19 protein-coding genes are annotated in these 22,666 nt (G+C 69.8%); 7 read left to right on the plus strand and 12 right to left on the minus strand.

Features of this window, described 5'->3' with window-relative positions:
- Positions 1–77 precede the first annotated feature (77 nt).
- The 5 genes from ACZ4LX_RS05660 to ACZ4LX_RS05680 all read right to left on the minus strand — a co-directional run bounded on the left by ACZ4LX_RS05660 (position 78) and on the right by ACZ4LX_RS05680 (position 3,879).
- Complete coding sequence (locus ACZ4LX_RS05660; protein WP_467639368.1) at positions 78–950, minus strand: eCIS core domain-containing protein; 873 nt, start codon at positions 948–950, stop codon at positions 78–80.
- A gap of 338 nt (positions 951–1,288) precedes the next feature.
- Positions 1,289–1,732: an ester cyclase gene (locus tag ACZ4LX_RS05665; protein ID WP_467639365.1), complete on the minus strand. Its 444-nt coding sequence runs from the start codon at positions 1,730–1,732 to the stop codon at positions 1,289–1,291.
- A gap of 16 nt (positions 1,733–1,748) precedes the next feature.
- Positions 1,749–2,306: a YceI family protein gene (locus ACZ4LX_RS05670; protein WP_467639363.1), complete on the minus strand. Its 558-nt coding sequence runs from the start codon at positions 2,304–2,306 to the stop codon at positions 1,749–1,751.
- A gap of 74 nt (positions 2,307–2,380) precedes the next feature.
- Positions 2,381–3,502, minus strand: coding sequence for an RNA polymerase sigma factor (locus ACZ4LX_RS05675; RefSeq protein ID WP_467639360.1), 1,122 nt, complete (start codon positions 3,500–3,502; stop codon positions 2,381–2,383).
- Positions 3,503–3,540: 38 nt separating this feature from the next.
- On the minus strand, positions 3,541–3,879 hold the full coding sequence (locus ACZ4LX_RS05680; RefSeq protein WP_467639357.1) for a YciI family protein: 339 nt from the start codon (positions 3,877–3,879) through the stop codon (positions 3,541–3,543).
- 216 nt (positions 3,880–4,095) lie between these two features.
- Between ACZ4LX_RS05680 and ACZ4LX_RS05685 the strand changes: the two genes are divergently transcribed.
- Positions 4,096–5,547 (plus strand): Gfo/Idh/MocA family protein, encoded by a 1,452-nt coding sequence (locus tag ACZ4LX_RS05685; RefSeq protein ID WP_467639354.1) that lies wholly within the window; start codon positions 4,096–4,098, stop codon positions 5,545–5,547.
- A gap of 26 nt (positions 5,548–5,573) precedes the next feature.
- Positions 5,574–6,575: an NEW3 domain-containing protein gene (locus ACZ4LX_RS05690; RefSeq protein WP_467639351.1), complete on the plus strand. Its 1,002-nt coding sequence runs from the start codon at positions 5,574–5,576 to the stop codon at positions 6,573–6,575.
- A gap of 68 nt (positions 6,576–6,643) precedes the next feature.
- On the opposite strand, the gene gap is transcribed toward ACZ4LX_RS05690, so the two are convergent.
- From gap to ACZ4LX_RS05705, 3 genes are all read right to left on the minus strand, one after another.
- Positions 6,644–7,642, minus strand: coding sequence for a type I glyceraldehyde-3-phosphate dehydrogenase (gene gap / locus ACZ4LX_RS05695; protein WP_467639348.1), 999 nt, complete (start codon positions 7,640–7,642; stop codon positions 6,644–6,646).
- Between the two features lie 110 nt (positions 7,643–7,752).
- Entirely contained in the window at positions 7,753–8,709 is a 957-nt protein-coding gene (locus ACZ4LX_RS05700; RefSeq protein ID WP_467639345.1) for a GlxA family transcriptional regulator, read from the minus strand.
- A gap of 78 nt (positions 8,710–8,787) precedes the next feature.
- Positions 8,788–10,197, minus strand: coding sequence for an aminopeptidase P family protein (locus tag ACZ4LX_RS05705; RefSeq protein ID WP_467639342.1), 1,410 nt, complete (start codon positions 10,195–10,197; stop codon positions 8,788–8,790).
- 191 nt (positions 10,198–10,388) lie between these two features.
- Here ACZ4LX_RS05705 and ACZ4LX_RS05710 point away from each other — a divergent pair, with 191 nt between their 5' ends.
- Positions 10,389–11,372, plus strand: a complete 984-nt coding sequence (locus ACZ4LX_RS05710) for a LuxR family transcriptional regulator (RefSeq protein WP_467639339.1) — start codon at positions 10,389–10,391, stop codon at positions 11,370–11,372.
- A 115-nt stretch (positions 11,373–11,487) separates the two neighbouring features.
- Here the strand turns inward: ACZ4LX_RS05710 and ACZ4LX_RS05715 are convergent, their stop codons facing one another.
- On the minus strand, positions 11,488–13,332 hold the full coding sequence (locus ACZ4LX_RS05715) for an ABC transporter ATP-binding protein (protein WP_467639336.1): 1,845 nt from the start codon (positions 13,330–13,332) through the stop codon (positions 11,488–11,490).
- 321 nt (positions 13,333–13,653) lie between these two features.
- Positions 13,654–14,862 (minus strand): TerD family protein, encoded by a 1,209-nt coding sequence (locus tag ACZ4LX_RS05720; RefSeq protein WP_467639899.1) that lies wholly within the window; start codon positions 14,860–14,862, stop codon positions 13,654–13,656.
- Positions 14,863–15,073: 211 nt separating this feature from the next.
- Between ACZ4LX_RS05720 and ACZ4LX_RS05725 the strand changes: the two genes are divergently transcribed.
- The 3 genes from ACZ4LX_RS05725 to ACZ4LX_RS05735 all read left to right on the plus strand — a co-directional run bounded on the left by ACZ4LX_RS05725 (position 15,074) and on the right by ACZ4LX_RS05735 (position 18,866).
- Positions 15,074–16,066 carry an MBL fold metallo-hydrolase gene (locus ACZ4LX_RS05725; RefSeq protein WP_467639333.1) on the plus strand — a complete coding sequence of 331 codons (993 nt, stop codon included), beginning with the start codon at positions 15,074–15,076 and terminating at the stop codon, positions 16,064–16,066.
- A 449-nt stretch (positions 16,067–16,515) separates the two neighbouring features.
- Complete coding sequence (locus ACZ4LX_RS05730) at positions 16,516–18,210, plus strand: bifunctional class I SAM-dependent methyltransferase/NUDIX hydrolase (protein WP_467639330.1); 1,695 nt, start codon at positions 16,516–16,518, stop codon at positions 18,208–18,210.
- Positions 18,211–18,362: 152 nt separating this feature from the next.
- Positions 18,363–18,866: an NUDIX domain-containing protein gene (locus ACZ4LX_RS05735; protein ID WP_467639327.1), complete on the plus strand. Its 504-nt coding sequence runs from the start codon at positions 18,363–18,365 to the stop codon at positions 18,864–18,866.
- Between the two features lie 87 nt (positions 18,867–18,953).
- Here ACZ4LX_RS05735 and ACZ4LX_RS05740 read toward each other — a convergent pair whose 3' ends face one another.
- Positions 18,954–20,327 carry a cellulase family glycosylhydrolase gene (locus tag ACZ4LX_RS05740; RefSeq protein WP_467639325.1) on the minus strand — a complete coding sequence of 458 codons (1,374 nt, stop codon included), beginning with the start codon at positions 20,325–20,327 and terminating at the stop codon, positions 18,954–18,956.
- A 289-nt stretch (positions 20,328–20,616) separates the two neighbouring features.
- Complete coding sequence (locus ACZ4LX_RS05745; RefSeq protein WP_467639322.1) at positions 20,617–20,748, minus strand: hypothetical protein; 132 nt, start codon at positions 20,746–20,748, stop codon at positions 20,617–20,619.
- Between the two features lie 121 nt (positions 20,749–20,869).
- Between ACZ4LX_RS05745 and ACZ4LX_RS05750 the strand changes: the two genes are divergently transcribed.
- Complete coding sequence (locus tag ACZ4LX_RS05750) at positions 20,870–21,892, plus strand: LacI family DNA-binding transcriptional regulator (RefSeq protein ID WP_467639319.1); 1,023 nt, start codon at positions 20,870–20,872, stop codon at positions 21,890–21,892.
- Positions 21,893–22,666 lie beyond the last annotated feature (774 nt).

A 22,666-nucleotide genomic window follows, 5' to 3' on the forward strand; every position in this document is an offset into this window, starting at 1 on the left:
ACGAACTCACGCAGGCACGCCCGTGCGCCCGTGCGCCCGTGCGCCCACGCGTACGGGCAGGTGACGGAGGATTCCTCTCAGGCCGGCGGGGCCTCTTCCTCCTCCTCGGGGTTCTTCTCCTCGGCACGCTGGACGAACGACCCCTGCACATCGGCCGGCTGCTCGTCCTCGTCCTCCGTGGCCGCCCGCTGGACGGCGGGGGCGGCGGACGCCGGGACCGGTGCTGCGGCCGGGGCGGGTTCCGGGTCCGACAGCACCCGGTCGGCATTCGCCACGGCCTCCCGTTCGAAACGGTCCGAGGGATCGCTGACCCGGATGCCTCCCGGTGCCTCCGTGCCCTCCACCGGCCCGCTCCGCTGCTGAATCACATGAGTCAGCTCATGGGCCAGCGTCGTGCGGCCCTGCGGTGACGACGGGTCGTACGCGTCACGCTGGAACACCACGTTGTTCCCCACGGTGTAGGCGTGCGCGCCGACGCACTTGGCCGACTCGTGCGCGGCGGAGTCGTTGTGGATGCGCACGTCGGAGAAGTCCGCCCCCATCCGGCCTTCGAGATCCGTGCGGGTCTCGGTGTCCAGCGGGGTGCCCGCGCCCGACGAGATGACGTCGTGGACCGGCGAGCGAGACTCGTCCTCCGAGCGCTCGGCCTCTCCGGCCCTGGCGCGCTGGATCATCGGGCCGAGGGCCGCGTTGCCGATGCTCCGCTGGAGCGCGCTCATTCCGGCCGTACCGACCACGTCCGCCCGGCCGTTGGCCGCTGCCCGGTAGAGGTGGTGGGTGTCGGTTCCCGGATCGTGGGCGCCCGGGGAGCGCTGTGCGACGGAGGGTTCCCCGCGCAACTGTTCCCCCCGCGTCCACTCGTGGCCGTACTCGCTCTCCCGGGGCTGGGCGTTGTGGTGGTCCCGCTCGGGGTCCTGCTCGTGCTCATGGCCGTGGTCCTGTGCGTTCATCGTCGTCTCCCTGACCGCACCGTCGTGGGGGCGCACCGCGCAAGGCCGCGGTGACCGGCCCTCCTGCCGGTTCTCCACCCTCGCGCCGGATTCCCTGCCCCGTCCAGCCCGCGCCCGGCGGGACCGGGGCATCCCGGGCTGCCTCTTGAGGCAGCCGGACCGTACCAACGGCCGCTGCCCGCCGGGCCGGGATGCCGGGAACGCCGTGGTCCGTCCCCCTCCGGGGAACGGACCACGATCCCCGGGCGGACGAGATCCCGCGCCCGGCACGACGTACCGGCGATTCCCCGCCGGGAATGGGGCGGTGCCCACCGGACGCCGCCTTCCGCGGCCTGCGGTCACGGAGCGTTCACGGGAATCATGCCGAGCTGGCGCAACTGTGCGTACACGTCGACCACCCCCCAGATCTCCGCGATACGGCCGTGGTCGAAGCGGACGATGAAGATCTCGTCGTACGTGACGGACCTGCCGGTGGGCGGGAGGCCCCGGTATTCGCCCAGATGGGTCCCGGTGACGGTCTGCCTGCCGGCGCCCTTGTCCCCCTCGGCGATCACGTCCTCGACCGTGACGCGGATGCCGGGAAAGGCTCGCAGGAGCGCCGCCCACACCTGCTTGACTGCCGCCACCCCCGTTTCGCCGCTCGGCACGGGTGCGTGGAACAGCACGTCCGGGGCGACGACCTCGTCGATCATTCTGAAGACAACGTCCAGGTCGCTGCTGTTCATCGCGTCGTGGAAGCGGCCGAACGCCGCCTTGTTGCGCGTTTCCTGCCCTGCAGGCATGTCGTCTCTCCTCGGATCACTTCTGGAGCACGGCCCGGATCACCAGCCTGATCGACACCTTGTTGCCGACCAGGAGACCGCCGCCGTCGGTCCGGGCGGTGACGCCGAAGTCGCGCCGGTCGACGCGCGCGGTCGCGGAGAAGGCGGCCTGCCTGCCGCCGGACGGAGCCGGGCCGAATCCGTTCACCTCGACGGCCAGGGGCACCTGCCGGGTGACACCGTGCAGAGTCAGCTCACCGTCCACCGTCCAGCGGTCGCCGCTTCGGCGGATGCCGGTGGAGCGGTAGCTCATCGTCGGGTGGTTCTCCGCGTCGAGGTAGTCGGCGGAGCGCAGGTGGGTGTCGCGCTTCTCGTTGCCGGTGTCGATGGACGCCGTGTCGATCGTCGCGCTCAGCACCGATTCCCGCGGGTCTTCGCGCGTGACGATCGTGGCCTCGCCGCCGGTGAACCGGCCGCGCACCGTACCGGCCGTGAGGAAGCGGAGGGAGAAGGAGATCTCGCAGTGGGCCGGGCCGGCCTTCCAGGTGCCGGCCCGAAGGCCTGGGATCGTGGCGGTTGCCGGGACGGAGCTCATGATGTCCTTCATGGTTCGGGTGGGTCCCTCTTACCTGGAAGACGAACGGGGCCCCGCCGCGGGGACAGCCCGGGTCAGAATTCTTCGAGCCTCCGGCCGAGGAACCGTCGCTCGGGCGCCGAGGTGGCCAGTGCCATTGCCCGGCGGTAGGCGGTCCTGGCCTCGGTGGCCCGGCCGAGCCGCCTCAGCAGTTCGGCACGGGTCGAGTGGTAGTAGAGGTAGCCGTCGAGGTCGAGACGGTCGACCGCGCGCAGCGCGGTGGCGGGGTCGCCGGCCTGGGCGAGCGCTGCGGCGCGGTTGAGCTCGACGACCGGGGACCCGGTGAGTTCGGCCAGCCGGCCGTACAGCGCGGCGACCCGTGGCCAGTCGACCGGCTGCCGCGACTGCATCGACGCGATCACCGCCTGTACGACATGGGCGCCCCGCCCGCCGAGTGCGAACGCCCGGTCGAGCACGGCCCGCCCCTCGGCCAGCTGCCGGGCGTCCCACAGCGTGCGGTCCTGGTCATCGAGCAGCACCAGGTCCTGACCCGCGAAGCGGGCGTGCCGCCGGGCGTGGTGGATCATCATCAGGGCCAGCAGCCCGTGCACCTCCGGATCGTCCGGCATGAGCCCGGCGAGCACGCGTCCGAGGCGGATGGCCTCGGCCCCCAGGTCGACCCGGCCCCGGTAGCCCTCGTTGTAGATCAGGTAGACGACGGCCAGGACCGCGTCGAGCCGGTCGGGCAGCAGGTGCGCGCCCGGTACGGCGAACGGGATCCCGGTCGCCCTGACCTTCGCCTTGGCGCGCGACAGGCGCCGCTTCATGGTCTCCTCGGAGACGACGAACGCGCGGGCGATCTCCGCGGTCTCCAGACCTTCCAGGGCACGCAGCGTGAGCGCCACCTGCCCCTCCAGTGGCAGCGCCGGATGGCAGCAGGTGAAGATCAGCTCCAGGCGTTCGTCCTTGATCACGGTGTCGTCGAACTCCTCCATGACGGCCTCCGGTGCGGGCAGGAGGCGGATCTTCTCGGCCAGGGTGCGCTCCCGGCGGAGCCGGTCGATCGCCCGGTTGCGGGCCGTCTTCATGAGCCACGCACCGGGTCGCTCGGGTACGCCCGACGCGGGCCAGCGCTCGGCGGCGATCGCGAACGCCTCCTGTGCGGCGTCCTCGCCCCTGTCGAAGTCGCCGAGATACCCGACGAGTGCGGCCAGCACCCTGCCCCACTCGTCCCGGAAGACCTCTTCCAGCGCGGTCAGTGCCGTACCACCGGCCGGATCTCCACCATGCCGTCGTAGCGGGCGGCCGGGACGCGCGACGCCACTTCGATGGCCTCGTCCAGATCCGCCGCCTCGATCAGGCAGATGCCTCCGAGTACCTCCTTGGTGTCGGCGAACGGGCCGTCCGTGACGAGTGTCCGGCCACCGGCAACACGCACGCCCGTCGTCATCTCGACGGGCTGCAACCGCGCCGCCGCGACGCACCGCGTGTCATCGGCCAGTGTCAGGCACCCGGCATATGCCGCCTCGCGTTCCGCGTCCGACAGGGCGTCCTCCTGGCCGGGCGCCGCGTAGATCAGCAGGGCGTACTGCATCGCATCCTTCGAAATGAGTGGGCTCTCACCCACACGACGATCGAGCAGCAGCGTAGGGGACACCGCACAGGGACGCGCGCGGAACCATCCTGCCGGTCGAATGCTCGTTATTGCTCGAAAGTCGGTGATGGTGAACAACTCTTGACATGTCACCGCCGTTCCGGCGAGAGTCGTCTCCGCCAGTGATGCCGGTCGCGTAACGAGGAGCGTTGTCGCATGCCTGAAATCCCTGAAGTCTCACGCCGTTCGGTCCTGGGAGGAACGCTGGCCACCGGAGCGCTCGCGGTCGGGCTCGGCTCGGCCGCCGCACCCGCTTCGGCGGCTCCCGGGTCCGCCGCTGCCTCCCTGCTCGCCGAAGGCGCCCCGCCCCGCCGGGCAGCGGGGCAGAAGTCCATGGTCAATGTCCCGTTCGAGCCGCACACGACGGTCCGCGTGGGTGTCATCGGGCTCGGCAACCGGGGCTCAGGAATGACCACGGGCTGGTCCGTCATCCCCGGCTGCGTGGTGACCGCCGTCTGCGACATCCGCGCCGACCGCGCCAAGCGCACTGCCGACCGGCTGGTGACCGACGGAAAGCCGCGTCCGGCCGAGTTCGGCGGTTCCGACGGCAGTTACGCCGAGATGCTCAAGCGCGACGACATCGACCTCGTCTACATCGCGACGCCCTGGGAGTTCCACTACGAACAGGGCAAGGCCGCACTCCTGTCCGGCAAGCACGTGATCGTCGAACTCCCCATCGCGACCGAGCTCGACGAGTTGTGGGACCTCGTGAACACCTCGGAGCGCACGCGCAAGAACCTCATGCTGTCCGAGAACTGCAGCTACGGGCGCAACGAGCTGGCGATGCTCAAGATGGGCCACGAAGGTGTGTTCGGCGAGCTCACCAACGGTCACGGCGGCTACCTCCACGACCTGCGCTCGTTGCTCTTCTCCGACACCTACTACACCGACTCCTGGCGCCGGCTGTGGCACACCCGCTCCACCGCGTCCTTCTACGCCATGCACGGTCTGGCGCCGATAGCCGCCGCCATGGACATCAACCGCGGCGACCGGATGACGACGCTGACAGCGACCGCGACTGCTCCGCAGGGACTCGCCGACTACCGCGAACGCTTCATGCCGAAGTCCCACCCGTCCTGGAACGAGACGTACATCAACGGCGACCTGGTCACCTGCCAGATCCGGACGGCGAAGGGCCGGACGATCCGGGCCGAGCACGCGGTGAGCGCGCCCCGCCCGTACAGCCGGATCAACTCCCTCGTCGGCAGCCGGGGCATCTTCGAGGACTACGCGGGCACCTCGACCACCGACGCGCGTGTCTACTTCGAACCGGACCACAGCGGCGACACCTGGCGCGACTTCGAGACGTACCGCAAGGAGTTCGACCACTGGCTGTGGAAGGAACTCGGCGACGAGGCCGAGAACGGCGGCCACGGCGGCATGGACTACGTCCTGCAGTGGCGCACGGTCCAGCTGATGCGGGCGGGCCTGGTCCCCGACATCGACGTGTACGACTCCGCCTCGTGGTGCGCGCCCGTTCCGCTGAGTGTCATGTCCCTCGCCGCCAAGGGGCGTCCGGTGGAGATCCCGGACTTCACCCGCGGCTCCTGGGTCAACCTGCGCATGGGTCTCGACTCGCGCACCACCGAGATGCCCCCCGTCGTCTGACGACCTCCCTCTCCAAGGAGCACGCCATGAGACCGGCCCGACTGATCAACCCGCTCAGAGCCGCCGCGGTGGCGGCAGCGGTCCTGCTCGTTCCCGCACAGGCGGCCACGGCCGCGCCCGCGCCGCCGACGGCCACGGCCGAGGCGCGGACCGAGGTGACCGTCTCCCCCGTGGATCTCGACGGACCGGTCATCTCGACGGTGAAGGTGACCGTCAGGAACACCGCTCCGCAGCGCCTGCGTTCACTCAAGGTGTCGTTCGCCGGACCCGTCGGATGGGCGGTCCAGCCGTCCGTGTACACCGTGGACGGATCCTTGGCCATGGGCGCCTCCGCCACCGCGACGTTCCGGATCCAGGTCCCCGAGAAGCGGTCCGGGTTCGTGATCCGCACGTTCACGGCGACCGCGGCCTACCAGGGCGGCGACGGCCTGGGAACCGCCACCGGAACCCGGACCGACCGCTCGGGATCACCGCAGGCGAACCTGGCGGCGGCGTACAACGGTGTGGCGATCACCGACGAGTCCGCCACAGCGGCCGGTGACTACGACGGCGAGGGCAACAGCTTCTCGGCACAGAAGCTGGCCGCGGTCGGTCTCACGCCCGGAGCGAAGGTCGACGCCCTGGGCGCCACACTGACGTGGCCGGACGTGCCCGCCGGCACCAAGGACAACGTGGCAGGTGCCGGGCAGGCCGTCGCTCTGACCGGCCAGGGCTCCAAGCTGGTGTTCCTCGGCTCCGGCGTCGGGAGCGGCGCCACGGGCAAGGCCACCGTGTACTACACCGACGGCACCTCCACCACGGGGTCGTTCGGCTTCCCCAACTGGTCGTTCGACCCGCTCGACGCCCACGGCGCGACGCCGGTGAAGTCGACGGACGGCCGCAACCGGCCCGACGGGTACGGCAACGCCACGGTGAAGTACAGCGTGTTCGCCCACTCGATCGCCTTGGACCCGTCCAGGACCGTCGAGTTCGTAGTCCTGCCGGCGAACGGGAACGTCCACCTCTTCGACATGGCGATCGCTTCCTGAGCGTCGTCCACGACCGGCCGGGTCCCCGGGGGCACTCATCACCCGCCCCCGGGGACCCTCGTGACCGGTCAGCCGTTGGCGAGGAGCTGAAGCGTGTCGATGACACGGTTCGAGAAGCCCCACTCGTTGTCGTACCAGGCGACGACCTTGATGTGCCGGCCCTCGACGCGGGTGAGCTCCGAGTCGAAGATCGACGAGGCCGGGTTGCCCGTGATGTCGGACGAGACCAGGGCGTCCTCGGAGTACTCCAGGACCCCCGCGAGCGGCCCGTCCGCCGCAGCACGGTAGGCGGCCAGCACCTCCTCGCGCGAGACGTCGCGGGCCACTGTCGTATTGAGCTCGACGATCGAGCCGACCGGCACGGGTACGCGGATCGAGTCGCCCGACAGCTTGCCGGCCAGGTTCGGCAGCACCAGGCCGATCGCCTTGGCGGCACCGGTCGTGGTCGGCACGATGTTCACCGCGGCGGCACGGGCACGGCGGGCGTCGCGGTGCGGGCCGTCCTGCAGGTTCTGCTCCTGCGTGTAGGCGTGCACCGTCGTCATGAAACCGTGCTCGATACCGGCGAGTTCGTCGAGGACCGAGGCCAGCGGCGCGAGGGCGTTGGTCGTGCACGAGGCGTTCGAGACGATCGTGTGCAGGGCCGGGTCGTACGCGTCGGTGTTCACCCCGAACGCGAGCGTGACATCGGCCCCGTCCGACGGCGCGCTGACGAGCACCTTCTTCGCACCGGCGTCGATATGGGCGCGGGCGGCCTTGGCCGACGTGAAGCGGCCGGTGGCCTCCAGCACGATGTCGACATCGAGAGCGGCCCACGGCAGCCGCGCCGGATCACGCTCGGCAACCACCTTGATGCGGCGGCCGTCGACGACGAGAACATCCCCGTCGAGCGTCACCGGGCGCCCCAGCCTGCCGGACGTCGAGTCGTAGGCGAGCAGCCGTGCCAGGGCGGCGGGCTCGGTGAGGTCGTTGACGGCGACGACGTCGAGGTCGCTGCCGCGCTCCAGCAGCGCGCGCAGCACGTTGCGTCCGATGCGGCCGAATCCGTTGATGGCGATGCGAGTCATGGGGTGTCCCTTCGTCCCTGCGTTCCGTCACCAAGGTTCGCTCGCGGCACCCTGTCGCGGCAGCGGCGTGAGCGCCACGGTTCGAAAGGATCGCGCCACCCGGCGGCGCGCTACTCGCCTCCGGCGAACGTGCGCCGGTACTCACTCGGTGTGGTGCCGAGAATGCGGTGGAAGTGGAGCCTCAGATTGGTCCCCGTGCCGAGCCCGGTCTCGGCGGCGATCTGCTCGATGCTCCGCTCCGAGCGCTCCAGCAGCTCGCGGGCCACATCGATGCGGGCGCGCATGACCCACTGCATCGGGGTGTAGCCGGTGTCCTGGACGAAGCGGCGCGAGAGTGTGCGCGGTGAGACCGCCGCGTGCCGGGCGAGCGTCTCCAGCGTGAGCGGTTCACCGAGCCGGCCCAGCGCCCATTCACGGGTGGCGGCGAACCGTTCGCCGAGCGGTTCGGGCACGCTGCGCGGCACGTACTGCGCCTGGCCGCCGCTCCGGTAAGGGGCCGCCACCAGCCGCCGGGCCGCGTGGTTCGACGCGGCCACGCCGAGGTCCCCGCGCAGGATGTGCAGACACAGGTCGATCCCGGAGGCCGCCCCGGCCGAGGTGAGGACAGGGCCCTCGTCGACGAACAGCACGTTCTCGTCCACGCGGACGCGAGGATGCTTCGCCGCGAGCGCCCGCGCGTAGTGCCAGTGTGTCGTCGCCCGCCTGCCGTCGAGCAGACCGGTGGCGGCCAGCGCGAAAGCCCCCGTGGAGATGGCCGCGAGCCGTGCGCCGCGGGCGTGGGCGGCGACGAGCGCGTCGACGACGGGGTGCGGCGGTTCGTCGCGGTCGGGAAACCGGTAACCGGGGATGAAGACGATGTCGGCCCACTCCAGCGCGTCGAGGCCGTCGGCGACGTGGTACGACAGCCCGTCACCCCCTGTCACCAGGCCGGGCGCGGCGCCGCACACCCGTACCTCGTACGGCATGCTCGCGCGCGTCGTGAACACCTGGGCGGGGATCCCGACGTCCAGAGGCTTGGCGCCTTCGAGCACGAGGACGGCGACGCGGTGAAGGCGGGAGGCTGGCACGGAAGACAGGGTACGAGGGCCCGGCCGCACCGACGAGCGGGCCGGGTCCCTCGGCGCGGCCGGAACGGCTGCTCGTTCTCAGCCGGCGAACCGGGCCATCCACGCCTCGACGTCGTCGGCCGAGCGAGGCAGCCCCGCCGACAGGTTCTCGTGACCGTCGGCGGTCACGAGCAGGTCGTCCTCGATCCGGACACCGATGCCGCGCCACTCCTCGGGGACGGTGAGGTCGTCCGGCTGGAAGTAGAGGCCGGGCTCGACGGTGAGCACCATGCCCGGCTCCAGGACGCCGCCGACGTATTCCTCGTGCCGGGCCCGCGCACAGTCGTGGACGTCCAGACCGAGCATGTGCCCGGTGCCCGCCATGGTGAAGCGGCGCTGGAGACCGAGCTCGTACGCACGGTCGGCCGGGCCCTCGATGAAGCCCCACTCGACCAGCCGGACCGCGAGATGGCGCTGGGCGGCGTCGTGGAAGTCGCGGTATGCGGCGCCCGGCTTCACGGCGGCCATGCCGGCCTCCTGGGCCTCGTACACCGCGTCGTAGACCTTGCGCTGGAGCGGCGTGAACGTCCCGCTGATCGGGAGCGTGCGTGTGACGTCCGCGGTGTAGAGGGTGTGTGTCTCCACACCGGCGTCGAACAGGAGCAGCTCCCCCGGGCGTACCGGGCCGTCGTTGTCCGTCCAGTGCATGATCGTGGCGTGGTCGCCCGCGGCGCAGATCGTGCCGTAGCCGACGGAGTTGCCCTCCAGGCGCGCGCGGCGCAGGAACGTGCCCTCGATCCACCGCTCGGACGAGGCGACGGCCCCGGAGAGCTCTCCGACCGCGTCGGTGAATCCGCGCACGGTGGAGTCGACGGCCTTGCGGAGTTCGCCGATCTCCCAGTCGTCCTTGACGAGGCGGAGATCGCTGAGCGCCTCTTCGAGGCCGGCGTCGCGCTCCTCGTCGGTGCTGACGGCGGCTTCGAGGGCCGGGTCGACCCCACGGACGATCCGGGTCGGCACGTCGACGGCTGCGAGGTCGTCGGCTGCCGTGCGGACATCGCGGCAGGGCAGACCGAGCACACGCTCCGACTCCGCGAGGGAACGGCGCCGGCCCATCCAGAGCTCTGCCGTGGGGCCGGTCCAGAACTCGTCGTTGTCCCTGCTGTCCCGGGGCAGCTGGAAGCAGTAGGCGTCATGGCCGCCGTCCGCACGGGGTTCCAGGACGAGCGCACCGTCCCGGGCACGGTCTCCCGTCATGTGGGCGTATCCCGAGTACGGGCGGAAGGGGTAGGTGTCGTCGTTCGACCGGACCTTGAGATTTCCCGAGGGGATCACCAGGCGTTCGCCGGGGAAGCGCGCGGAGAGGGCGTCACGGCGGCGGGCCGCGTACGGCGCCTGCTCGCCGGGCTGCAGGTCGTGCTGCTCGGTGTCGGCCCACCCGGTCCTCATCAACGCGGACAGTTCCTCGGAGATCTCTGAGTAGAGACCGTTCTTCCGGCCTTTCGCCACGTCCTGCTCCTTCTTCGGCATGGTTACTCGACGGCAGCACCCGGAAGCTGGACTCCGGGCACACCGCCCTCCCTGCCGCCGGGCCCCGGCGGCTCACGGACGGTATCCCGCGCCGCCCACGTCCGGGGCGCGGGAGTGCCACTGGCACAGATCGGCCACAGGGCGGGCGGAAAGCGTCGATAATGCCGTGTATGACGAACGCGAAACTCGGCGAGGCCCTTCGGCTTCTGGGCGTCGATCCAGTGGCGAGCCGGGTGTATCTGGCGCTCCTGGAGCTGGCCCCCGCACCGCTGAGTGCCATCGGGTCCGCCGCCGGTCTCGGGCGGACGGAACTCGCCAGGGCGTACGCGTCGCTGGTCGGCGCCGGTCTGGCCAGTGCCGCCGAGGAGGGCGAGGATGTGGTGGCCCCGGTGCCGCCCACCGCGGGCCTGGAGATCCTGGCCCGGCACCGGGCGGCCGAGGTCGAGGAGTCGCGCATCGCCGTCGGGGGCGCGTTCGAGTCGTTCCGGCGGCAGCGGCTCGCCGCGTACAACGACCATCTCGTCGAGGTCGTGACCGGGGAGGCGGTGGGCTCCAGGATCCGTCAGGCGTGGGCGAGCGCGCGGGAGCAGATCCGTCAGTTCGAGTCTCCCCCGTACTTTCCGCTCCCTGGAGCGACGGAGGACGCGCTGGCCACGCTCGCCCGCGGGGTCACCCAGCGAGTCGTGTACTCGCGGGCGTCACTGGAGCACCCGGGCCATCTGACCGACGTCATCGAACCGTGTGTCAGGGCGGGCGAGCAGGCCAGGGTGCTGCCGGTGGTACCGGTCAAACTCGTGATCATCGACGACGCGTACGCGCTCGTGTCGTTGTCGATCAAGGAGGCCGACGTACACAACACGATGCTGGTCGTTCAGCCGTGCGGTCTGCTCTCGGCACTCGTGGCACTGTTCGAGCAGTCCTGGCAGAACGCTCTCCCCTTCCACGGCCACGTCACCCTGCCGGGCGGCCTGCCGCCCGGTGACCGCCGGCTGCTGTGGCTCCTCGCGGGCGGCGCGAGCGACGAGGTGATCGCCCGCGAGATGGGCATCAGCCGCCGCACACTGTTTCGCCGCCTGTCGGTCCTGATGGCCCGGCTCGGTGCCGCGAACCGCTTCCAGATGGCGTTGCAGGCGCAGCGCTCGGGTTGGCTGTGACGGGGTACGGCGCCGAGCCGGTGCGCCGCTCGCGCACCGGGTACGGCCCGGATGCGGCAGGCCGTTCGCGGCCGGACCCGTTTCCGGGCCCGGCCGCATCCGTGCGGACGCGCGTTCAGATCAGGTCGGGCTGGGGCTGGGGCTGGGACTGGGAGGGGGTGTCGAGGAAGCCGCCCGACTGGTGCTGCCACAGCTTGGCGTAGGCACCGTCCGATGCGAGCAGCTCGTGGTGCGTGCCCTGCTCGATGATGCGGCCGCGGTCCAGGACGACGAGCCGGTCCATGGCGGCGACCGTGCTCAGCCGGTGGGCCACCACGAGTGCGGTCCGTCCCTCCATGAGCCGCCACAGCGCCTCCTGCACGAGGAGCTCGCTCTCCGAGTCCAGGGCACTCGTCGCCTCGTCGAGCAGCAGGATCGGCGCATCGCGCAGGATCGCCCGGGCGAGTGCGACCCGCTGACGCTGTCCGCCGGACAGCTTCACGCCGCGCTCCCCCACCAGGGTGGCGAAGCCCTCGGGCAGCGCGTCGGCGAACTCCGTGACGTGCGCGGCCTCGGCCGCCCGACGGATCTCGGCGTCGGTGGCCTCCGGTCGGGCGAACGCGATGTTGTCCCGCAGGGAGCGATGGAACATCGCCGGGTCCTGCGGTACGTACGCGATCATGCTGCGCAGATCGGCCTGACGCAGTCTGCTGATGTCCTGGCCACCGATCAGAATGCGGCCGCCGTCGATGTCCATCATCCGCAGCAGCAGCCGGCTGAGCGTGGTCTTGCCGCCGCCGGACCTGCCGACCAGACCGATCTTCGCACCGCTGCGCACGGACAGGTCGAGGGACTCGAAGAGCGGCTGCGCTCCCGCGTGGGCGAACGTCACCTTCTCGAAGCGGACGTCCGCGGCGCGGGAGAGCAGCGGTTCCGGCGACTCCGGGTCGCGCAGGGCCGGCGGCTCCAGCAGCAGACCGGTGAACTGGCCGGCCTCTGTCATCGAGCTTTCCAGCCGCCGGTAGATCTGGTTGAACTCGAACATGATCCGGGTCGCGTTGGTGTAGTACATGAAGGCGACGACCACCCCTTCCACACCGTTCCCGCCTCCGCCCAGCACAACGGCGAGCAGCAGCCCCAGAGCGTTGGTCAGCACGGACAGCGGCGCGACCAGTGTGTCGATGCGAAGGTTGCCGTAGTCCCAGGACCGCAGCGTGAGCCGCCGCGACTCCGCGACGCGGGAGCGGTGCTCGGCGGCCTCACGCTTCTCGGCGGCGAACGCCCGGACCGTCTCCATATTCATCAGGCTGTCGGCCACATGGCCGGACACCCGGGCGATCGCCTGCTCACGCTCTCCCACGAGAACCTGGCGGCGGCGGATGAGAGGTGACACGCACAGCGCCGTCAACGTGATCATCGTCAACAGGCCTACGACGAGCAGCGGTTCGTAGCGCCAGAGCACGACCGATCCGAAGACCAGCGGCACGAAGTTCCCCACGACGGAGAATGTCAGCGTGTCGGCGAACTCCTCGAACCGGGAGGCGAAGCTCAGAACCCTTTTGGTGAGCGAGCCGGCGAAGTTCTCGTGGAAGAACGAGGCGTCCTTGGCGTACAGCTCGTCCATGCCCGTCACATACAGGTGCTCGATGGAGAGGGCGTCCAGGCGGTTCAGGAAGTGCAGGCCGATACGCCAGAGCGTCTCGGCGAGGAGAAGCACGCCGGCGAAACCGATGATGTAGGGGAGCATCGACCCGATCGAGGTGTCACCGTCGCCGGCGATGCGTCCGACGAGTTTCGCGACGACGAGCGGCGCGACGTAGTTGATGCCGATGTTGCCCAGAGCCGGCAGCAGCATCGCGGGCAGCGTCACCCGTTTTCGGCGGGCCAACTCCCTTCCGTAGTAACGAAGTGCGAGGAGCACGGAGCCCCGGCCCGGCGCTTCGTGCGATTCAGGTGATCCCGGTGATTCAGGTGATCCCATTTCAACCCTGTGTGATCGTTCGGCTGCGGGAAGAGACGCCTGCCCCACCGGCCGCGCGAAGTTCCGGATGCGTGTGGAAGCCCCGCCGGGGCGGTCCTGCGACGCACGGCACGCGGCGGTGCGTCGGTGTGAGTACGGGGGGGCGGGCGAGGGCTGTCAGTGTCCCGGCCCGCTGCGGGCCGAGTCCAAGCGTTTTTCTCGGCCACACGCTTTCCAGCCCCTGCGGGACAGCCCTTGCACTGCCGAGAGACGGATCCCCGCCCGGTGACGAGGGTTCCCCGCCGGTGAGAACCTTCCGGCGAAGACCTGGCGCGGGTCCGGTCAGTCCTTAATGGCCCCTTGCCACGACAGTCCCCAGCCGTATTCGAGATCTGCGGCCTGCTGCTTGAAGATGCCGGGCCCCGGGAGCAGGTACTTCGCCTCCCGCCGGACGATCAGTTCCCCGCCGTCGTTCTCGATCAACGCGATCGCGGCCACCTGCGAGGACACGGTGCACTCGTCCAGGTGCATCTCGATCGGCGGGCCGACGGGCGGATACAGCGTGGCGACACCGTTCAGTCCGGCGAAGCTGGAGGCCCCGGCGTAGATGACCACGAACACCAGAAGGCGCTTGATTTCGGCGGCGTGATCGAGATTGATCGTGAGGTTCTCGCCGTCGTCGCTCGTGCCGGTCCGGTCGTCCTGGTCCAACTGGACATAGGGCGGCTGATCGAACGAGCCGAACTGGTTGTTGATGGGGTGAACGATCCCCGTCGCCCCGTTCCGCAGCTCCCACAGACAGGAGAGGTCCAGGTCGACATCCTCCAGCCGGACGGCATCGGCTCCCTTCCGCATCCAGCCGCGCGGTGGCCGGCGGGCGCTCCAGGAGAGGTTGACCCGCATCGCGCCGGAGGTCGCGCCCTGCTTGGTCAGCGAAACCGAAGGGGCTGTCTTCGTCAGGGTGATCTTCGAGAGACTGACCGGCTGCACAGGGGCGGGCTGCGGGGCCGGGGGAAGCGGCGCGGGCGGTGCGGCCTCGTCGACGGTGATCCCGAAGTCCGTGGCGAGCCCTGCCAGCCCGGAATCGTATCCCTGGCCGACCGCCCTGAACTTCCAGACGCCGTTGCGCCGGTACAGCTCCCCGAGCACGAAGGCGGTCTCCGTGGTCGCGTCCGTCGCATCGAACCGCGCCGTCTCGGCACCGCTCACCGCGTCGAGTACCCGCACGAACAATCCGGGCACCTGTCCGAACGTACCGTCCGTGGACGCGGCGACCACGACGGTCCCGATCTCCTGCTCCACCGCCGACAGCGCCACGTCGATCGTCTCGACCGCACCGCCGCCGTCCTGGCGTCTGCCTTCATGGCGCACGGCACCACTGGGGTGAACGGGCTGGTTGTAGAACACGAAGTCGTCGTCCGAACGGACCCGGCCGGATCCCGTCAGCAGGAGTGCCGACACATCCACATCAGGGGCGCCCGGACCTCCGCGCCAGCCGAGCTCCACCCGCACGCGGGCGCTTGCCACCGGCGTGTTGGCGCCCTTGCGCATGGACATGTGGGTCCCCCTCCCTGACCGTTTCCCTACCCCGGCAGCGTACGGAATTCTGCTCAGACTTCCTGCCCGAAAGGATGAATTCCCCTGAATCCAACGGAAGTTGCCGGTCCCCGAGGCCCGGAAACCGCCGAGGAACGCCGATCACGGGTGTTCCGGCGGCGCATCATCTACGCTGCCCCGACAACCAGGTGACCGAGGACGAAGCATGGATACCGGCACGGAGAACCGCGGCCCGCGCATGACCGCCGTGCTGCGTGGACTGCGAGCGCCCAGCCTGGCCCCGTGGGCATTCCTCGACGAGCCACCGGCTCCGCCCCGGCCGGGAGTTCCGCGCGCGGTGTTCCTCGGCGTGTCAACGATTCTGCTCGACGACGGAGAGACCGCGTTCCTCACCGACGGGTTCTTCAGCCGCCCCGGACTCCTGCGCATGCGGTTCGGCCGCCTGCGACCGCATCGCGCGCGCATCGCCGCCGGCCTGCACCGGGCCGGGATCGACCGCCTGGACGCCGTGTTCGTCGTCCACTCGCACTACGATCACGCCCTGGACTCCCCCGTGGTGGCCGCCGCGACGGGCGCCCGCCTCATCGGCTCCCCCTCCACCCGCAACATCGCCCGGGGGCAGGGCTTTCCCGACGAACACTTCCAAGCCGCCGTCACCGGTGTGCCGTTCACGATCGGGCACTTCACGCTCACCGCCCTGCCCGCCCGGCACAGCCCGGGGGACATCGCCCCCGGAAGGATCGACCGGCCGCTGCGGCCACCGGTCCGCGCCACGGACTACAGAACCGGCGACTGCTACTCGCTCCATGTCCGTCACGGCGCACACCGGCTCCTGATCCACGCCAGTGCGCACAGCCTGCCCGGCGCCCTCGACGGCCACCGCGCCGAGACCGTATACCTGGGGATCGGGGCGCTCGGCAGGCAGGACGAGGCGTTCCGGGAGGAGTACTGGCACCGGCTGGTCACGGCTACCGGCGCCCGACGCGTCGTCCCCATCCACTGGGACGACTTCTTCCGTCCCCTCGACCGCCCCATGAGGCCGTTCCGCGCCTTCCTCGACGACTTCCCGGCCACCATGGGCTTCCTGACGTGCAAGGCGGAACAGGCGGGAGTCTCACTGGCCCTGCCCGTCCTGGGCCGCCGGACAGATCCATGGCCGCCCCGGACGGACATACCGCCGCCGGCGTACGCCGGATGAATACGGGGACGGCGGTGTCCCCCGTCGCCCCGCGCCGACACCCTTCGGCGGTCCTCCGCTCGGCAATCTCCGCATGCGCCCGCAGGCAGCACACAGACCCGCAGAAGTGATCGAACACGGCAACGCGGAACGACCTTGTCAGTCGGATCAAGGCAAGTTCGGCCATTCGAAACCGGGTTCTAGATTTCGCCCTCGTGCACCCGTGACGGCGAAAGCGGTTCGCCAGTTGACCGATTACCAGTCCGTGTCACGCCCCGAGGAACACCCCTGCCTCGCCCGCACGTTGCCGCACGCGTTCATCCCGCGTCCGGAGACGTGGCTCCGCGCTCGGGCGCTCTCGCCCCGCCCGGAGCAGCCCCGGGCTTCCTCACCGACGGCCCTCCGGCGGCTGACCGGACCTGCCCAGCAATCGTGACCTCGCATCCCGACACCTGATGGAGAAGCCCGGCTTGGACAGCGAACAGACCAATCTCCACGCATGGAACGCGTACGGCACACACCACATCGCGAGAGGAACGGAGATCCCCGATGCGGACGGCGTCTCCCGGGCCTCCTGGCCGACCGGACCGGGAGTGGAGATCCTCGGTGATCTGGCCGGCCGTCGTGTCCTGGACCTCGGCTCCGGCATCGGGAAGCACGCCGCCCACCTCGTACGCGAGCACGGAGCGGTGGTGGACGCCATCGACTCCTCACCTGGCCAGCACCGACGCGCCCGCGACCGGTACGGCGAACTGGAAGGGCTCCAGCTGTTCCTGGGCGATGCGGTCGATCATCTGCGGTCCGCCGAGCCGTACGACGTCATCTACTCCATCGGCGGATTCCCCTACATCGACCCCCACCGTCTGGTTCCGTCCCTCGCCTCGGCGCTCAAGCCGGGCGGAAGGCTCTGCTTCACCACCCTCCACACGAACAGCCTCGGCGACGGCCCCTCCTCGTCCTTCACCGCCCGGCCCGAGATTCTGCCGCTGACCGGCGGTGACGACCTCACCGTGCACATGTGGGTGCTCACTCCGGAACTGTGGGAGGACCTGCTCACCGAGCACGGACTGCGCGTCGAAAGCGTCGGCGTCCTCGACTGCCCCGACAGCGACAGCCATCTCTCGTACCGTGTCTTCCAGGTACGCAGGCGCACCAGCATCACCTCCCGGCCACGCACCTCCCGGCCGCCCGAGGCCCATGCGGCACTGGGGGTCGGGGCGATCCTCCACGGCCCGCAGGGACTGCTGCTGGGGCGGCACCGAAGAGGCACCCTGGAACTTCCCGGCGGAAGCGTGGAACCGGGCGAGACGCCGGCGGAGGCAGTCGTCCGTGAACTGCGGGAGAAAACGGGGCTCCGCACCCGGCCCGAAGACGTCGTCCTGCTCGGCACCCTCCTCGACGACGCGGACGGGGTCGTGCGCATGACCGTGCCGGCCGTCGTGACCGTCTGGGAGGGCGAGCCGTCCGACCGGCCCGGTGAGAGCGTGGGCTCCTGGCGCTGGTATCCGCCGCGCAACCTCCCCGACGGGCTCTTCGTCCGCAGCGCCCAGATCCTCACCGCCCGGCGTCCCGGGCTCCCCATCGCCCACCCGCCCGCGGCCTTCACTCCCTACGCACCACCGCTGCCGGCTGCCCGGCCCCCTGCCGACGCCCGGCGCCCGCTCCCGGCCGGGCCCACCGACCGCGACGCGAGCAGTACGGCGGTCATTCTCGTCAACAGCCGGGGCCAGTACCTGCTGCATCTGCGTGACGCGAACAAACCGATCTGCGACCCGGGCACATGGTCCCTGGTGGGTGGTGCCCCCGAGGGTACGGAGACGCTCGACGAAGCCATCGCCCGCGAGATCCACGAGGAGACGGGGCTGATCATTCCGGGGCTCGCCGCGTATGCCCCGGCCCGGACCACAAGGTCGCATCTCGCCGGCGGACGCGTTCTGGTCTACGTGGGCCACTGGGACGGCGACGCAGACGCGCTGCCCGTCACCGAAGGCATCATGTTCCGCTGGTTCGACGTGGCCACGATGAAACATCTGACCATGTGCACCTGGGCGCACGAGATGATCCTCGCCCACCACGCCGAGCAGGCGGAGCAGGCGGAGCAGGCCGCTTCAGGCGACCGGGGCCTGCCATCGGATCCCGGTCTTCCCCGGACAAGCGCCACATGAGTGCAGTCGGGTTCCCGGAGTTGCCGCCGGCATCGCCGGGATCCACCATCGTTCAGAAGGGTCAGAACGCGTTGATCAATTCCCCGGTTCATGAGCAGCGTCGCGTCGACGGAGCGGATCGGCAGCCAGGCGTGGAGCCGGGCAGCCATGGGATGAACCCCACGTGGCTGCCGCCGGAGCAGTACGCCGAAACGGTGCTGAAGGCGACCGCGTTCGCCTGCCTGTTCTTCACCGACGAACACGACAATCCGCTGCAACTGAGGGCGGTCTACTCGCGAATCCATCCCTGGCAACTGGTCGGCGGAACGATGGATCCCGGGGAGCGTCCCTGGGAGACCGCCCTGAGAGAGTGCCGTGAGGAGACCGGGATCGTCTTCGACGGTCGGCCCCAACTCCTGGCCTCGGTCTTCGGCCAGCCGGGGGCGGAGTGGCCCTACGCAACGATCGGTTTCGTCTTCGAGGGCGGCCGGCTCACCTCCGACGAGATCGACTCCCTCACCCTGGACCCCGCCGAACACGACGAAGCCCGCGTTCTTCCCCTGCCCCAGTGGCGACCGCATATGCCGCAGCGGGACTTCGACCGCCTGCAGAAGGTGGCGGAGGCTCGCCGGACGGGCAGGACGGCGTACTTCGGATCCTGGGACTGGGAAGGCTGACGCCCGGCCTCCTGTTGCCCGGCCTTCCGTAGCCGGCACAAGCCGCGATCGGGCGGGGCCGCGGCGTGTCCGCGGCCCCGCCCCGGGTCAGCTGGTGGGGAAGTTGTCGGGCGTACTGATCCGGCTCTTGAGCAGCGTCCCCGACTCGGTCAGCACACCGGCGCCGCTGTAGTCGCTGCTCTCGCAGGTACCCGGCTGGAACGCCGCGCTGCTCTCGGGGGCGTCGGAATACGTCCAGTTCGCGTATCCGATCTTCAACTGGTCGAGCAGGTCCAGCCAGGCCGTCGTGCTCTCCCGGTCCAGAGCTCCGCCGCCGGTGGCGCTCACCGTACCGAACTCGGTCACGAACAAGGGCAGTTGAGAGGCCGCTCTGCTCACAGTCGCACGGTAGGTGTCCTTGTGGCTCGCCGCGTAGAAGTGGAAGGCGTACATGATGTTGGTGGCGTTGACCGGGTTGTTGACGATCTCGCTCTCGTTGGAGCCATCAGAAACTCCCAGCGAGGACCAGCCACGGGTGCCGACGATGACGACAGCATCCGGGTCGGCGGCCCGGATCACCGGGATGACCTGCTCGGCGTAGCTCTTGACGGCCGCCCAGCTCACCCCGTTGGGCTCGTTGGCAATCTCGTAGATCACGTTCTTCTTACCGGCGTTGCGGGCCGCGACGGACGCGAAGAACGTCTTCGCACGGTCGAGGTTGAAGTTCGGGTCGCCGGGCGTCAGGGTGTGAAAATCGATCAGTGCGTACATGCCCCGCGCCTCGGCCATGTCGACCAGGCTGTTCACGCGGCTGGTGAAGCCCGCCGGATCGGTCTCGTAGCCGTCCTCCTGGACGTACATGGCGACGCGCAGCAGATCGGCCTTCCAGTCGTTCGCCAGCGCGTCCACGGACGCGTCGTTGTAGCACTGGCTGAACCACTGGATGCCGTGGGTGCTCATCCCCCGCAGTTGTACGGGGCGGTCGTACTGGTTGCACAGGTGCACACCGCAGACGTGAACCTGCCCGTTGATGTCCACCGGGGTGCCACCGTCCGGGTCGGGCGGCGTGGACTCATCGACGGATCCCGAACAGGCAACGCCGTTGAGCGAGAACGCGGTCGGCTTCGGGTTGGCACCCGTGAAGGAACCCACCAGCCCGACATCGGCCGTCGCGCCGGTGGCCAGCGTGCGGTTCCAGTCGATGCCCACGGCGGTGACCGTGGAACCGGACTGCGTCCAGGTGGCGTTCCATCCCTGGACGAGCTTCTGCCCCGCGTCCGGCATGACGACGGCGAGCGTCCAGCCGGAGACGGGTTCACCCAGGTTCGTGATCCTCACACCGGCCTGGAAGCCGCCCTGCCACTGGCTGGTGACCGTGTACTCGGCCTTGCACCCAGTGGCGGCCACCGCCTGGGGGCCGGCCAGCGCCGTGAGGCCCAGAATCGTTACGCAGGCCGCAAGTAGAGCCAAAAGGCGTTTCACAGCATTCCTCCTCGTACGAAGTGGACACGACGCAATGGGAGCGCTCCCGGAACGTGCGGACCAGGGAACCGCCGCCGCGATGGTCTTGTCAGCGGGTGACAACAACTGCGATATAGCGCAGGGTTGACGACTCGTCGTTGCGCGGTCAGCCCATAGGGACGACCACCCCCTGATGTTGCGACCGGCCGGACGCAACACGATTGGGAGCGCTCCCAATTTCGGGGGCCTGCGACGCGTCGTCAAGCTGTTGGACAGGATTCGCCATCACCGGCGTCTCCCGGGCGCGCGATCACCACCATTCGGCCACCACGTGACGGCCGGACGAACCGCCCACGGCCTGCTGGGCCACATTCCGCCGGACGGGCTCCGGCACCCTCAGCGGATTCTCCCGGATACGGCCCGTCGCGTTGATCGCGGACATTGGCGTCGCCCTCGCGGTCCCGCATCTCTCCGACATCGTTTCGCCACCACCCCGTTCTCCGGGTTCCCCCAGGCCGAGCACTCGTCGGGCCGTAAGATCAGGGACTCTTGGGGGTGGGAGCATGCTGAAGCGAAGTTCCGGTACACCGACGCTGGAGGAAGTGGCCGCCCTTGCCGGAGTGGGGCGGGGCACGGTCTCCCGGGTGATCAACAACGCGTCGGGCGTCAAGGCGTCCACACGCCGTGCCGTGCAGCGCGCCATCGACGAACTCGACTACGTTCCCAATCTGGCCGCGCGTTCACTGGCGGGGCGACGCGCGGACGCCGTCGCCCTGGTGATGACGAAGAACGACTGGCGACTGTTCGGAGAGCCGTTCTTCTCGGAGGTCGTACGGGCGGTCGGCGATGCCCTGACCGAAGCGGACGTGCAGCTGCTGCTCACGCTCGTCCGTACGGACACCGAGCGGCAGCGGCTCGTGAAGTACGTGCGCGGCGGCCGGATCGACGGGGCGCTGCTGATGTCCGTACGGGCCGAGGACCGGCTGCCGGACATGCTCGCCGACGCCGGGCTGCCCACGGTGCTGCTCGGCAGGCGCTCGGACGAGGAGCGGGTGACGTATGTGGACGCGGACAACGTCGGCGGCGCGCGGGCAGCGGTTGCCCATCTGACGGGCGGCGGGCGGAAGACCATCGCCGCGATCACCGGTCCGCCCGAGATGTACGCCTCCCAGTGCAGGCTGCGCGGCTACCGGGAAGCGCTGGGCGACGCCGGGCTCGACCAGCTGCCATCCCTGGTCGTACAGGGCGACTTCAGTGAGGCCAGCGGGCGCCGGGCGATGACCGGACTCATCAAGCGGCACCCGGAGGTCGACGCCGTCTTCGCCGCGTCGGACAGCATGGCCGCCGGGGCGATGACCGCCCTGCAGGCCGCGGGCCGCCGGGTGCCGCAGGACGTGGCGGTGGTCGGGTTCGACGATTTCGAACTGGCCGAGCAGTCCGAGCCGCCGCTGACAACCGTCCGCCAGCCGATGGAGGAGATCGGCCGGACCATGGTGCGGCTGCTGCTGGAGGAGATGGACCAGCCGCAGGTTGCCTGGCGCCATGTGATCCTGCGGACGCAATTGGTGGTGCGCGAGTCGACCTGAGAAATCGCCGGACGCCACGGCAGCCGTCGTGGTGTCCGGCGGTGACTCCGGTCGGGGCCCGGAGCCGCGTCCGGAGTCACCGCCGGGGTTCGGTCGGGGTCCGGGGCCGCGTCCGGCGCGCGCACCAGGAGGCACAATCTCGCGGATCTCCTGCTGTCCTCCGTCCCGAGTAGCCATTCCACCCACCGGCCACCCACCGGCACAGCCCGCGCTCCCCGGCATGTGCCGGAAAGTTCGACACCCCCGCGGCCTCGCCCCGATCGGCGACGGCCGTCCGGACCGAGTCAGGAATGGCACCAGAACGTCGAGGTGGAATGCGGCAGCACCCTCACCCTCCTCAACCATCACACAGAAGTCGTACATTCTTTCGGTGGGCAATCACCATCCGGTCACCATTCTTCGAAAACGCGGAGACATTCGCCGATCTGATGAACGCCAGCGGTTCGACGATAAAGGCGACGCCATCATGGATAGAATGCCCCGCTGCCCGCAATAGCGGCCAGCGAGGTCAACAGCGAGGCGGGGAACCGTGACGGAGCTGCGCAAACACGCAACCCAGGACGGTTCCGCCCGCGATTCCGAATATGCGTTCGCTTTTCTTTGCGTGCGACACTTACGCTTTGTTCACAAAACTCTTGAGCGATCTCAGCAAGGAGGCCCACGCAACGGCGGTGGGCCCTTTTGCGTTTCCTCGGGTGTTCGTGACCGCGTTGGTGAGCGGTGTTCGCGACAGGCGCCCACGTCCGGGGCCGCGAAGTGGACATGCCGAGAAGA

This window comes from Streptomyces sp. NPDC026062 (genome assembly GCF_055568375.1).